The sequence below is a fragment of the Herbidospora mongoliensis genome (assembly GCF_001570545.1).
GTDB lineage: Bacteria > Actinomycetota > Actinomycetes > Streptosporangiales > Streptosporangiaceae > Herbidospora > Herbidospora mongoliensis.
Map to the genome: position 1 here is coordinate 558645 of NZ_BBXD01000010.1, position 12825 is coordinate 571469.

General features: G+C 69.0%; 13 protein-coding genes. 7 read left to right on the plus strand and 6 right to left on the minus strand.

From position 1 onward, the window contains the following. Nucleotides 1-16: 16 nt before the first annotated feature. Nucleotides 17-1498, minus strand: coding sequence for a hypothetical protein (locus AW272_RS11395; protein ID WP_157518475.1), 1482 nt, complete (start codon nt 1496-1498; stop codon nt 17-19). 124 nt (nt 1499-1622) lie between these two features. Between AW272_RS11395 and AW272_RS11400 the strand changes: the two genes are divergently transcribed. Next, the gene (locus AW272_RS11400; protein WP_083958188.1) at nt 1623-3377 is read left to right on the plus strand and encodes a CARDB domain-containing protein; all 1755 of its coding nucleotides are present in this window, start codon (nt 1623-1625) and stop codon (nt 3375-3377) included. 58 nt (nt 3378-3435) lie between these two features. Here AW272_RS11400 and AW272_RS11405 read toward each other — a convergent pair whose 3' ends face one another. Beyond that, entirely contained in the window at nt 3436-4035 is a 600-nt protein-coding gene (locus AW272_RS11405) for a DUF4328 domain-containing protein (protein WP_066363538.1), read from the minus strand. Between the two features lie 62 nt (nt 4036-4097). Then, nucleotides 4098-4736, minus strand: a complete 639-nt coding sequence (locus AW272_RS11410) for a response regulator (protein WP_275527291.1) — start codon at nt 4734-4736, stop codon at nt 4098-4100. Between the two features lie 51 nt (nt 4737-4787). Here AW272_RS11410 and AW272_RS11415 point away from each other — a divergent pair, with 51 nt between their 5' ends. Together AW272_RS11415 and AW272_RS11420 are read left to right on the plus strand one after the other, a co-directional pair. Continuing rightward, a complete protein-coding gene (locus tag AW272_RS11415; protein ID WP_066363539.1) occupies nt 4788-5282 on the plus strand; it encodes an RNA polymerase sigma factor in 495 nt (164 codons plus the stop codon). Continuing rightward, on the plus strand, nt 5279-6262 hold the full coding sequence (locus AW272_RS11420; protein WP_066363540.1) for a hypothetical protein: 984 nt from the start codon (nt 5279-5281) through the stop codon (nt 6260-6262). Before AW272_RS11415 ends, AW272_RS11420 begins: the two co-directional genes overlap by 4 nt. A 24-nt stretch (nt 6263-6286) precedes the next feature. Here AW272_RS11420 and AW272_RS11425 read toward each other — a convergent pair whose 3' ends face one another. The 3 genes from AW272_RS11425 to AW272_RS11435 all read right to left on the minus strand — a co-directional run bounded on the left by AW272_RS11425 (nt 6287) and on the right by AW272_RS11435 (nt 8952). Beyond that, on the minus strand, nt 6287-7126 hold the full coding sequence (locus AW272_RS11425; RefSeq protein WP_066363543.1) for a hypothetical protein: 840 nt from the start codon (nt 7124-7126) through the stop codon (nt 6287-6289). Between the two features lie 128 nt (nt 7127-7254). After that, a complete protein-coding gene (locus tag AW272_RS11430) occupies nt 7255-8250 on the minus strand; it encodes an LLM class F420-dependent oxidoreductase (protein WP_066363544.1) in 996 nt (331 codons plus the stop codon). Between the two features lie 45 nt (nt 8251-8295). Next, nucleotides 8296-8952, minus strand: a complete 657-nt coding sequence (locus AW272_RS11435; protein WP_066363545.1) for a FadR/GntR family transcriptional regulator — start codon at nt 8950-8952, stop codon at nt 8296-8298. A gap of 70 nt (nt 8953-9022) precedes the next feature. Between AW272_RS11435 and AW272_RS11440 the strand changes: the two genes are divergently transcribed. Genes AW272_RS11440 through AW272_RS40480 form a run of 4 tightly spaced genes read left to right on the plus strand, consistent with a single transcriptional unit; the run spans nt 9023 to nt 12768 of the window. Beyond that, entirely contained in the window at nt 9023-9727 is a 705-nt protein-coding gene (locus AW272_RS11440) for a (Fe-S)-binding protein (RefSeq protein ID WP_066363546.1), read from the plus strand. After that, a complete protein-coding gene (locus AW272_RS11445) occupies nt 9724-11112 on the plus strand; it encodes a lactate utilization protein B (protein ID WP_066363547.1) in 1389 nt (462 codons plus the stop codon). The genes AW272_RS11440 and AW272_RS11445 overlap by 4 nt, the downstream gene beginning before the upstream one ends. Beyond that, a complete protein-coding gene (locus AW272_RS11450; RefSeq protein ID WP_066363548.1) occupies nt 11109-11675 on the plus strand; it encodes a LutC/YkgG family protein in 567 nt (188 codons plus the stop codon). The genes AW272_RS11445 and AW272_RS11450 overlap by 4 nt, the downstream gene beginning before the upstream one ends. Before the next feature lie 16 nt (nt 11676-11691). Continuing rightward, nucleotides 11692-12768, plus strand: a complete 1077-nt coding sequence (locus AW272_RS40480; protein WP_169807528.1) for a GNAT family N-acetyltransferase — start codon at nt 11692-11694, stop codon at nt 12766-12768. Nucleotides 12769-12825 lie beyond the last annotated feature (57 nt).

Here is a 12825-nt window from a genome sequence, read left to right on the forward strand (position 1 = left end):
AGGACGGCGACGTCGCTTAGCGGAGGCGACCGAGGTCGGACAGCGGGGGAACCGAGGCGAGGGGATCGCGGCCGAGTTCTTCGCGCCAGGCGAGGAGCCTGCCGGCGACAGGGGCGCCGGGCACGTCCCCGGCCAGCGACTGGAGCGCCGTCCAGGCGACCCGGACGGTCTGGTCGAGGACCTCGCCCGGCAGTTCCGGCAGGTGGGGGAGGAGCTCCCGAGCCGGGGCCGGGATCCGCAGCAGCAGATCCCGGCCTGCGATGCGATCGCCGAGGTGGTGCTCCACCTCTTCGTAGAGACGCTTCGTACGCTCGGCCCAATCGGCTCCGTCGAACTCGCCGGGGCGGTGATCGCCCTCGATGCGAGCCCCCCACCAGCGCAGAAACTCGGCGGGAGGGCGGGCGTACACGAGACGGGCCTCGGTCTCCCGGAGTGCGGCCACGGCCTCGGGCGTGGAGAGGGCGGCAGGGCGGACCAGGACCACCGCCTGCCAGGGGGTGCCCGCCGCGGCCATCCGGGCGATGTGCGCCGTGACCGCCTGCCAGCTTCGGGTGCGCGGGCGGCTGACCCCGGTCGGTACCGCCTGGACGTGTCCTCGTCTGGTCACATCCAAATTCGGGCGTACCAGAACGAAACGCCAGCCGAGTGCCTCGGCGAGCAGCGCGGCGGCGGGGCCCGTGCCGTGCCGGCCGCCGATCACCACGATCGTCCTGGCACCCGGCCAGGAACAGGGGTGGGCTCCGGCGGGCTGCTGGCGACCACTGATCGCGTCCTGGACGAGCAGGTGGGTGGGCCAGTGCCGGGCCGCGCTGCGCCAGGTGCGATGGCCGGGATCGCCCTGCCAGCTGTACTCCTGACCGTCGTCGAGGGCGGCCCGCAGTCGGGCGAGCAGTTCGATGCGGACCTGGTCGTGGTGTTCGCCGTCGCCCTGATCGGAGGTGATCCCCGCGACGGCGGCCAGGTGGTCCAGGTCTCCGCCGGCCAGCGGCTTCTCTCCCGGCCGCAGCGTGAACTCACCGAACGTCGTGGTGGCGGTCCGGTATCGTCCGCGCGAGATGACCTGGGCCAGCCGGACCTCGAAACGCTCCGCGCCGGCCGGGTCGCGGAGCAGCACCTCGGCTGCTGTCAAGGGTGCGGCGGGCACCGGCGCGGTCAGCCCGGCCAGGTAGGGGTGGGCGTCCTCGAGCGCCCGTAACGCGGCGTCGAGGCCGTCGGCCAGGCTGGTGAGGGATCGCGACGGCATCTCGTCCTCGGGCAGCCAGTCGAGGGCTTGGAACAGCTCGGCCACCGGCACCCCGGCGAGTATCCCCAGGTCGCGGACGAAGTCGGGTCGAAGTGGCCGCTCCCCGTTGAGGATCTTCCTGACCAGGCCCTCATCACGGCCGAGCCGTCGTGCGATGGCCGAGGCCGACATGGCGGCGCCCTGCCTGCCCAGCGCGTCGAGGCAGCGGCCCAGCACCTCTCTGGCCTGTTCTCCCCGGAACGTTCCAGCAGCCATTCAGCCCTCCCGTGGGTTCCCGGGGATCGACACAGATCGGGTCGACGAACGGTACAGATCGATCTCGTATCTTATTCCGGATATCACGATACTTGCTAGTCCGAGTCACCCTTAGGAAGGCACCATGCGGAAAACTCTGCGAAATCTCATGGCCGTCGCCATGGTGATTCCTTTCCTGTCGATTCCCGCCGCTGCCCAGACCCGACCGGTCGTCGCCGCCGCCGAGAAATGCGCCGACATTCATTTCTACGGACTTCGGGGGACCGGCGAGCCGCTGGCCGACGAGAATCCGGACCGGCCGCTGAACATGGGAGGGCCGGTCAAAGCGGTCTTCGACGAATTCAAGAAGCGGCTGCCCGGCATGACGATACAACCTGAGGCGATTCTCTATCCGGCGCGTGCCATCGACCCGGACACCAAGATCAAAGACTATGTGCCGGAGTTCCTGAAGCTCTCCGCCAGCGTCAGGGACGGCGTCGGTCTGCTGAACACGGCCGTCGAACTCCGGGCTGCCGCCTGCCCGGGGGAGGCGATGGTGCTCGTCGGTTACAGCCAGGGAGCCTGGGCCATCCAGGCCGTGTTAGGGCAGCTCAAGCCATCGGTACGGAAGAACATCAAGGCCGTGGTGTTGATCGCGAGCCCCAGGTTCATGGCCAAGGACAAGTTCCGCGCGGGCGACTTCGATCCGGCGAGACAGAAGAATCCCGACGGCTCCGTCCACGGGATCGTCTTCTGGAAGGAAATCCCCTCCTGGGTGAATCAGGCCAAGACGTACTGCCGGGCGAAGGATCCGATCTGCGCCTACGACTTCGACGAACTCAAGCGGTTCCTGAACTGTTACGAAAAGAACGGTGGCAAACAGGGCGTCTGTGAGCACATGAAATACGGGACGTACCAAAAGGAGGCCGGAAAGTGGCTGGCCTCGCTCTTCAAGCGGCCTGACCTGGTGGTCACCGGGATATCTGGGATTCCGGACAAGATCTGCGTGGGTGATTCGGTCACACTCCACCCGAAGATCTCGAACAAGGGGTCTGCGGCCAGTCCGGGATTCTGGGGGAAATGGACGAGCAGGGCGGCGAGTTTTTCCCGGCGGCACCCAGGAGTGGCGGTAGGCAAGACGATAACCGGCACCATGCTCAAATGGAACAATGTACACAAGGGCACCTATAAGGTGACGTTCACCGCTGATTCCCGCAAGGACGTCGCGGAGTCGAACGAGGGCAACAACACCCTCACCCAGTCCTTCACGGTCCAAGAGTGCACCTCGGCCGCCCTGCCCGACCTGCGGGTCACAGAGGTCATCGACCTGAAGCGCGATCCGCTCTGCGCGGGCAGGTCGCCGACGTTCCGCGCGTACATCCACAACGAGGGCTCGTCCCGGAGCGAGTTCTTCAACATCCGGTGGATCGTGGACGGCGGCGCAACCTTCGACGGCGGGCACTCCAGCATCGGCGGCGGCTCGACGGACACCCACGACCACATCTGGAAGAACATCACCGCAGGCCGGCACACACTCCGGTTCATCGCCGACTTCGACAACCGGATCAAGGAGTCGGACGAGGGCGACAACGCCCACACGCTCACGTTCGACGTCGGGACCTGTGAAGGCGGGGGCGACGACGGGAATCCGCAGCAGCCCGCGGTCCCGAAGGCCCCCGGCAACGTCCACATCGACAGCTTCTACGGCTTCCTCGCCTGGAGCGACAACTCCTCCGACGAAGACGGTTTCCGGGTCTACCAGAACGACACGCTGGTCGCCACGCTGGCGGCCGGCACCACCGAGTTCCGCGGCACCCTGATCCTCAACCGCGGCGACGTGCTCTCCGTGACGGCCTTCAACAAGGCGGGAGAGTCCGCGCGGGCCTCCACGACCGTGTAGTGACACCGGCGGGCACGTTCTCCTGCGGGGGAGTGAACGTGTCCGCCGAGGTGGCGTTCTATTTCGACGCCGCGATCGCCTGACGGCTCATGACGCGGACCATGCGCGGAGACGAGACCTCCCACACCGTCGCCGCGCACAGCATGGCCGTCACCGCTGCCGCCGTGAGTTCGCGGACGCCCAGTCCCGTCAGGTTGGTGTGGGTCGCGTGGCTTTCGGCGGTCAGCCAGAGCGTTGTCAGGCCGGCCGCCCACCAGCCGCCCAGCAGGAGCAGCCAGCGCAGTCGCGAGTCCTTGCCCGACTCCCGCCAAGCCTGGTCGGCGAGGATCATGGGGGCCACCAGGTTCACCCCGGGGACCAGCCACGCCGCCGTCGCCGTCAGCTTGCTGGTTCTCGTCGCTGAGGACAGCCAGCTCAGGTAGCTGCCCGCCGCGAACAGGGTCGTCACGACCACGGCCATCACCAAGACGGCGAAGATGGTCACGTCGCCGACGACCGCCTGGGCTCCCGGCGCTTTCGGGTCGCCGCCGAAGACCGCTACCTCCTGGGCGAGGTCGCGGCCGCGTAGTTCCTCGAAGGTCACCAGGGCCGCGAGGGAGGTGATCTGTATGGTCAGCGCGGCATAGACGCCGAACTCGGATCTCTGTGGCGTATGCACGGAACTCTCCCCCCGGTGTTACTTGATCCCTACGTTTCCAGGGAGAACCTCCGCTAATCCGGTCAACTCACGACACCGGACTCCCAGGCCCATGCGGCGACCTCTACGCGGTTCCGCAGACCCAGTTTCGACTGGACGCTCGCGAGGTGCGTTTTGACCGTCGACAGCGAGACGAACAGCTCGGCGGCGACCTCCTGGTTCGTCCGGCCGCGGGCGACCAGGCGGACCACGTCGAGTTCGCGGTCGGTCAGCGATTCGGGGGGAGCGACCGGTTGACGCGGGCGGGCGAGGTGGGCGAGGAGACGTACCGTCACTGAAGGGGAGACCAGCGCGTCGCCCGCGGCGGCGGCGCGGACCGCTTCGATGAGCAGGGCGGGGCCGCTGTCCTTCAGCAGGAAGCCGCAGGCTCCTGCCCGGAGCGCGCCGTAGACGTAGTCGTCGAGGTCGAACGTGGTGACGATGACCACCCGCATCGGGTCGGGGACCCCCGGCCCGGCCAGCAGGCGGGTGACCTCGATGCCGTCGAGCTTCGGCATGCGGATGTCGAGCAGGCACACGTCGGGACGCAGTCGCCGGGCCTCCGCGACCGCCGCCGCGCCGTCGGCCACCGTCGCCACGACCTCGATGTCGGGTTGCGCGTCGAGGATCATGCGAAAGCCCGTGCGGACCAGCTCCTGGTCGTCGGCTATCAGCACCTTCACCCCGGAATGATGTCATGTGTAATCCGGGCTCGACTGGCGGGACTACTGGGTGTGGACGATCCAGAGACACGATTCACCGACCTCTACGACCTGCACTACCGGGCCGTCCTCGGGTACGCCCTGCTGCGCGCCGACCGGCCCGCCGCTGAGGACGTGGCGGGGGAGACCTTCCTGATCGCCTGGCGGCGGTTCGCCGATCTGCCGCCGGAGCCGCTGCCGTGGCTGCTCGGCGTGGCCAGGAACCTCCTCCGCAAACAGCGCGACTCGGGCATCCGGGCTGAACGGCTGCTCGCCTACCTGCCGGCGGCCGACAGTCCCGACGTCGCCGATCAGGTCACCGAGCGGGAGGCGGCGCTGCGCGCGCTCGCCGCCATGGCCGAGGCCGACGCCGAGGCGCTGATCCTGACCAGCTGGTACGGCCTGGCCCCCCGCGAGGCCGCGAAGATCGCGGGCTGCGCCCCCGGCGCGTTCACCGTCCGCCTCCACCGCGCGCGCCGCCGTCTCACCGAGGCCCTGCGCCCCCGAACCCTCCAGGAGCAACCATGATCGACGACCTTGTGAAGAGCCTGCGGCCCGACGACGTGACCGAGGAGTCCTACCAGGCCAGACGTCCCGAGGACCTCCAGAAGGCCTTTGCTGCCAAGCCACGGCGCCGGACTCCGCTGCTGGTCGCCTCCGGCCTGCTCGCGGCGGCCGCCGCCGCGTTCGTGGCGTTCGCGCCGTCCGCGACGGTCGTGACGATGGAGGGGCCGCAGCAGGTGACCGTGGTGACCGAACCGGCCAAGCTGACCGCGCGGAGTGTGCTGCTGGCCGGCGCCGAGACGCTGGCGAAGACGTCGCGGGAGGCCGGGACGTACTGGCACGAGAAGATCCGGACCTTCACGACGCCGGCCGAGGGCGTGATCGTCGCGTCGACCGACGAGACCTGGTACGACGGCAGCGGCGGCAGGACCAAGCCCGCTCAGGATGTGCAGACCACCTTCGCCGACGCGAAGGCCGAGAGCGCATGGCGCGCTCAGGGCCGGCCCGGACTCCCCGGTGACAAGGAGGAGCGGTCGTTCACGGGCATGGTCCTGGCCTGGGGGATCGGTGACAAGGACGTCCGGCAGGAGGATGTGAAGAGGCTGCCCACCGATCGGGCCGCCCTCCAGAAGTGGCTCGACGAGGCCCGGCCCGACGGCGAGGACGCGGGGGCGTTCACCTTCGGCGCCGCCCGCACGATCCTGACCTCGCCCGCCTCCAACGAGACCAGGGCCGCGCTGCTGCGCATCCTCGCCGACCAGGAGGGCCTCCGCCTCGACGAGACGTCGAAAGATCCGCTGAACCGGCCGGGCGTCTCGATCACCGATGCGACGGGTGACCACACGCTCGTCGTCGACAGGGACACGGCGAAGCTGCTCGCCTATATCTACGAGGGCGAGGACGAGAAGCAGGCCGACACCCCGCCGGGCTCGGTGATGATTCCGGCCAAGAAGGGCACCGCGATCGCCTACCTAGAGTCGGGCTGGTCCGAACTGCCCGAGTAGCCGAAGGCCCCGCCGACCTCGTGATCAGGCCAAGGCCGCGCGGGCGTTGGCCCGCCATACCCGCATCACCTTCAGCGCCGCGTCGAGTTTCTCGCGGTTCTCGTCGAGAGCCTTCTGCTCGTACGCCCGTCGCACCCGCAGATAGGTCTCGGTGAGACCGGTCTCTGCCCGGCAGGTCGCGTCGGCGGCGGCGACCTGACGTTCCTCCCGGCCGGCCGGTTTCCCGGCTGGCCGGGGCTCCCACCGTTCGTCGAAGACCGCCTGGATGGGTTTCGTGTAGGCGTGCCCGCCATCTCTCATGCACGTCACCCACTCCTTGACGAGTGGCGTGACCCGCGGGTCGTCCCAGGCGGCGTTCTTGGCGTTTCCGAGCAGCTCGCCCGGGTCGGTCGGCAGATCGTCCGGGTCATAGATCTTCGTGCGGGCCACCTCGAAGCACTTGTCGGCCAAGGCCATCTGGTCACCCGAGGGCTGGTGCTCGAAACGCACGTTCTTCTGCCGGACCAGCCGGGGATCGGGTGCCTCGCGGGGATATCCGTCCCGGGCGGCGGTCCCGGGATCGAGGGACGTGACGTGGTCGACTTCCTCGAAGTCGTTCACGCCCCAGGTCGAGAATGTCCCGTCGACCCACTGGGGATGCCCGCGCTCGCGCATGCAGTCTCCGATCGCCGCGTCCTGGCCGAGGGTCAGGTCGGCCAGGTACCTCGCCGTCGGCACATAGCGGTCGAGCGGCATCGGCCCGTCGGCCGCCCCGGCCGCATCCGTCGCCAGGAGAGACGGTGTCGGGGAGGGCGTCGGCGCGGCGACGGGTTCGCTTCCGCAACCGGCCAGCAACAGGATGATCAGTGCACGGGGGAAGCGCATCCGATCATGATCTCACCAGCACCTCGCGGGCGTTGGCCTGCCATGCGCGGGTCGCCTTGCGGCGGGGCGGGACCTCCTCGCCCCAGTACCCGACGATCGCCCATCTGGACAACGCCTGTTCAATCCCCCTATTCGACGACCAGATCCCTGATCGTCCGCAGTTCGTCCTCGTCTCTGGGGCCCATGACGAGCAGGCTCGTCACCGGGCTGTCCCGCCACGGTGCCAGCCGCTCCTTGATCCGTCCCGGCGGTCCGATCAAGGAAATCCCGTCGGCCAGCGCGTCGGGGATGGCGGCGAACGCCTCGTCTCTGCGCCCGTCGAGGAAGAGGGCCTGGATGTGCGCGGCCTCCTCGGCGAAGCCCATGCGGCCGATGATGTCGGCGTGGAAGTTCCGCTTGGACGATCCCATCCCGCCGATGTAGAGGCTCAGCATCATCTTGACCACGTCCAGCCCGGCCCTGACGTCGTCGGTGATCAGCACCATGACCATGGCCGCGATGTCGAATTCCTCTGTACGGGTGGCGAGCGCGTCCCCGTACATGGATTCGATCATGGAGGGGATGGCGAACAGCGGCAGCCAGCCCTGACCGATCTCGGCGGCCAGCGCGACGTTCTTCGGCCCTTCTGCGCCCAGATAGACGGGGATGTCCGCCCGCAGCGGATGGGTGATCAGCTTGAGCGGCTTGCCCAGCGGCAGCGGCAGCGGATAGTGCGGCCCGTCGTTGGTAACAGGTTCCTCCCGCCGCCAGATCTTGCGCATGATCTCGACGTACTCCCGGGTCCGGGCGAGCGGCCGCGCGAACGGCACCCCGTACCACCCCTCGACCACCTGCGGCCCCGACGCCCCGAGCCCGAGCAGCAGTCGCCCGCCGGTGAGGTGGTCGAGGGTCATCGCGGTCATCGCGGTCGCCGCCGGGGTCCGCGCGCTGAGCTGCACCACCGAGGTGCCCAGCTTGATCCGTGAGGTCTGGGCGCCGTACCAGGCCAGGGGGGTGAAGGCGTCACTGCCGTAGGCCTCGGCCGTCCACACCGAGTCGTAACCGAGCCGCTCGGCGGCCTGCACGAGGGCGGTTGCGTCGGAGGGGGTGCGCTGCCAGTAACCGAGATTCAGACCCAGCTTCATACCGCGAAACTAGAACACGTTCTGGATCAGTGGAAGGCCGCCGGGTCAGTGGAGGACGTGCTCGTAGGCCCTGGCCAGATGGGCGGTGACCGCTTCCACCGCCTCGTCGGCGTCGCCCGCTTCGATGGCCGTGTGGATGCGCCGATGGTCCGACTGAAGATCGTCCGTGTGGCCCAGTCGCCGTACCGCCTCGACCGCGTTGGACACCAGCGCGTCCCGCAGCGCCCGCATGACGGCGGACAGCAGCCGGTTCCCCGCCGCGTCCGTCAGTGCCACGTGAAACGCGATGTCGTGCGTCACGAACTCCTCCGGTGACGCCGCGCCGTCCATCGCGGTCAGGGCCTCCGCCATCGCCGGAGGGGCCGAGGTCACCCGCGCCGCCGACCACCGTTCGATCATCAGCCGCGTGTCCAGGACCTCGCGCGCCGACATCGTCGCCAGCCCCAGGTTCAGCCGCAACAGGTCGGCCAGCGTCCCGGCGGGGCGCGAGATCAGCACCGCTCCCGCATCAGGCCCCCGCCCCACCTGCGACGACACCACGCCCAGCGTCTCCAGCACCCGCAGCGCCTCGCGCACCGACGACCGGCCCACCTGCAACTGCCCGGCCAGCTGCCGCTCGCCGGGCAGCCGGTCGCCGACCGTCAGCCCGTCAGCCGCGATGCGCTGTTCGATTTGAGCGAGAACCGCTTCGAACGTCCGCACACGTGGTCCTTCCGCCGGAAAGGTGTATGGTCTGACCATATTTGGTCTGACCATACTTGCGGGAGTCCCGGTGCGGGTCGCGCTGTTCATCACCTGTGTCAACGACACACTCTTCCCGGACACCGGGAAGGCGGCAGTCGGGCTGCTGCGAAGACTCGGGGTCGAGGTCGAATTCCCCCTCGCACAGACGTGCTGCGGCCAGATGCACCTGAACACCGGCTATCGCGACGAAGCCGTCAAACTGGCCAACCGCTTCACCGACACCTTCGGCGGCTACGACGCCGTCGTCGCGCCGAGCGGATCCTGCGCCGCGATGGTCCGCGAGCAGTATCCCCACCTCGACATCGAGAACATCCCGAAGGTGTACGACCTGTCGGAGTTCCTGGTGGACGTCCTCAAGGTCACCGACGTGGGGGCCTACTTCCCCCACAAGGTCACCTACCACCCGACCTGCCACTCCCTGCGCGGCCTGAAGGTCGGCGACAAACCGACCGACCTTCTCAAAAACGTCAGAGGCCTGGAACTGGTCCCCCTCCCGGGCGCCGAGGAGTGCTGCGGCTTCGGCGGCACCTTCGCGGTCAAGAACCGCGACGTGAGCGCCGCGATGTGCGCCGACAAGATCGGCAACGTCATGCAGACCGGCGCCGAGGTGCTCTGCGCCGCCGACAACTCGTGCCTGCTGCACATCGGCGGCACCCTCAAACGCCAGAAATCGGGTGTACGAGTCCGGCACCTCGCCGAGATCCTCGCGTCGACCGAAGAGAGCGCCGAATGAGCGGCACCTTCGTCGGCATGCCGACGTTCCCGAAGAACGCCGCCAAGGCCGTCCAGGACAGTCAGCTCAGGTTCAACCTCCGCAAGGCCACCCACACGATCCGGGGCAAACGAGCCTCCGTCGTCGGCGAGCTCGACGACTGGGCCGAACTCCGTGAGGCCGGCAAGACGATCAAAGACCACACCCTCCGCCACCTGGACGACTATCTGATCCAGATGGAGGAGAAGGTCACCGCGGCCGGCGGCACCGTCCACTGGGCACGGGACGCCGCCGAGGCCAACCGGATCGTCGCCCGCCTGGTCAAGGAGACCGGCGAGACCGAGGTCGTCAAGGTCAAGTCGATGGCCACCCAGGAGATCGGCCTCAACGAGGCGCTCGCCGAAGAGGGCATCAACGCCTACGAGACCGACCTGGCCGAGCTGATCGTGCAGCTCGGCGACGACTTCCCGTCACACATCCTCGTGCCGGCGATCCACCGGAACCGGGCCGAGATCCGCGAGATCTTCCTGAAGCACATGGCCGGGGCGCCGAAGGACCTGTCCGACGAGCCCCGCGCCCTCGCCGAAGCAGCCCGCGTCTACCTGCGCCAACGGTTCCTGGAGGCCAAGGTCGCCATCTCGGGCGCCAACTTCATGATCGCCGAGACCGGCACGCTCGTCGTGCTGGAGTCGGAGGGCAACGGGCGGATGTGCCTCACGCTGCCCAAGACCCTGATCAGCGTGGTCGGCATCGAGAAGCTGCTGCCCACCTGGCAGGACCTCGAAGTGTTCCTCCAGCTGCTGCCGCGCAGCTCCACGGGGGAGCGGATGAACCCGTACACCTCGATGTGGACCGGCGCGACGGAAGGCCAGGAGTTCCATCTCGTGCTGCTCGACAACGGGCGCACCTCGGTCCTCGCCGACAAGGTGGGACGCCAGGCCCTCAGGTGCATCCGCTGCTCGGCCTGCCTCAACGTCTGCCCGGTCTACGAGCGCGCCGGTGGGCACGCCTACGGCTCCGTCTACCCGGGGCCGATCGGGGCGATCCTGACACCGCAGCTCAGGGGCATGGACACGCCGCTCGACCGGTCGCTGCCCTACGCGTCGTCGCTGTGCGGAGCGTGTTACGAGGTCTGCCCGGTCGCCATCGACATCCCGGCGGTGCTCGTCGACCTGCGCGGGAAGGCACGGCACACCCGTGCGGAGAAGGCGGGCATGGCCGCCGCCGGGTGGGTGTTCAACCGCTCGAAGCGGCTGGCCAAGGCGCAGCGGTTCGGCGGGCGGATGCGGAAGCTGGTGCCCAAACGACTGCCCGGCCCGCTGTCGGGCTGGACCGACACCCGAGACATGCCGGACATCCCCGCCGAGTCGTTCCGCGACTGGTGGATGAGGGAGGGGAAGCGATGAGCGCGGCGGCACGCGAGGTCATCCTGCGGCGAATCCGCTCGGCCGTCGAAGGCGCGCCCGAGGCGGAGATCGTCCGCGGCTACAAGGGCATCACCGGCGAACCGGGCGATGTCGAGCTGTTCGCCGAACGGGTCCGTGACTACAAAGCGGTCGTGCACGTCGTTCCGCGCGCCGAAGTGGCCGCGACCATCGCCGGGATCACCGCGCAGAGGTTGCTGGCCGTGCCGGAAGGGTTCCCTTCGCACTGGTACGCCCCCTCTGAGGGCGAGACCGACGGGGTCATCTCCACCTGCGCGGTCGCCATCGCCGAGACCGGCACGATCGTGCTCGACGCCGGCCCCGGCCAGGGCACCCGCGCGCAGACCCTCATCCCCGACTACCACCTGTGCCTGGTCCGGGAGGATCAGATCGTGCCGAACGTCCCGGACGCGATCGCCCGTCTCGACGCGACCCGCCCGCTGACCTGGATCAGCGGACCCTCCGCCACCAGCGACATCGAGCTGAACCGGGTCGAGGGCGTGCACGGGCCCCGGACGCTCGAGGTCGTCATCGCCATCGGGTAGTCGTACGGTATTGGGCGTGTTCGACGAGCATCTGTCCATCGCCACTGATCGGCTCGTCCTGCGTAACTTCCGTCCGGCCGACCACGAGCAGGTCCGGGCGATCGTGCAGGACGGCGCCCACCCGACCGCCCTGCCGCCGGGAGCCCCCGGTTACGCCGGCGGCATCGTCTCGTGGCTCGTGAACGGCGTCCACGAGCTGCGGCGGTCGAACCAGGGCATCCACCTGGCGATGGAGCGGCACGGCCGCATCGTCGGGGCGATCAGCCTGTTCAAGACCCATTGGGGCGCCGGGACGACCGAGGTCGGCTACGGCGTCCACCCCGCCCACCGGGGCAACGGCTACGCGCCCGAGGCCCTCGGCGGGCTGGCTCACTGGGCGCTCGGCCAGGCCCGGCTGCGGCGGGTCGAGCTGCGCGCCATCGCGGGCAACGCCGCCTCGATCCGGGTCGCCGAGAAGGCCGGGTTCACCCGTGAGGGCCTGCTGCGCGGCGCCGGGTTCGAAGACGACGGGCCCCATGACGTGGTCGTCTTCGGTTTACTCCGGGGCGATCGGCCGAGCGGGTTCCCCTCGCGGCTGGCCGGCGACCGGCTGGAGCTGCGGCCGTTCGCCAAACGCGACGCGTTCGACGTGCTGGCGGCCGTGCGGGACGACCCCGAGATCACCCGCTGGATGCCGTGGGCGGTCGACTACACGCTGGAGAAGGCGCTCGACTGGTGCACCCACCAGGCCCACACCGACCGGCGGCAGAGTGTCACCTACGCGCTCGAACCGGTCGAAGGCGGGCGGCTGGCCGGGGCGATCTCCGTGGTGCGGGCCGACCGGGAGCGCGGCGACGCCGAGATCGGCTACTGGATCTCGCCGTGGGCGCGGCGGCAGGGATACGCCGTCGAGGCCACCCGTACACTCACCGCTTTCCTGTTCGCGCAGGGGTTCGCGCGGGTGCAGCTGCTGATCGCCGAGGGCAACCTGGTCAGCCGGAAAGTGGCCGAGAAGGCCGGTTTCGCCGAGGAGGGAATTCTGCGCGGGGCCATCCCGGTTCCCGGCGGAAGAGCCGACACGGTGGTTTACGGCCTCTTGATCGGTGAGCTCTGAGCTGGGCAAACCTACGAAGAATGCCCCATTGCACGACAAGCTCGGCTATCTTTGCGG

Excerpts from the sequence above, each read along its gene's own strand:
- AW272_RS11445 (WP_066363547.1), top strand. The coding sequence starts at position 9,724 with ATGAGCGGCACCTTCGTCGGCATGCCGACGTTCCCGAAGAACGCCGCC.
- AW272_RS11425 (WP_066363543.1), bottom strand. The coding sequence starts at position 7,126 with ATGCGCTTCCCCCGTGCACTGATCATCCTGTTGCTGGCCGGTTGCGGA.
- AW272_RS11395 (WP_157518475.1), bottom strand. The coding sequence starts at position 1,498 with ATGGCTGCTGGAACGTTCCGGGGAGAACAGGCCAGAGAGGTGCTGGGC.
- AW272_RS11400 (WP_083958188.1), top strand. The coding sequence starts at position 1,623 with ATGCGGAAAACTCTGCGAAATCTCATGGCCGTCGCCATGGTGATTCCT.
- AW272_RS11420 (WP_066363540.1), top strand. The coding sequence starts at position 5,279 with ATGATCGACGACCTTGTGAAGAGCCTGCGGCCCGACGACGTGACCGAG.
- AW272_RS11430 (WP_066363544.1), bottom strand. The coding sequence starts at position 8,250 with ATGAAGCTGGGTCTGAATCTCGGTTACTGGCAGCGCACCCCCTCCGAC.
- AW272_RS11450 (WP_066363548.1), top strand. The coding sequence starts at position 11,109 with ATGAGCGCGGCGGCACGCGAGGTCATCCTGCGGCGAATCCGCTCGGCC.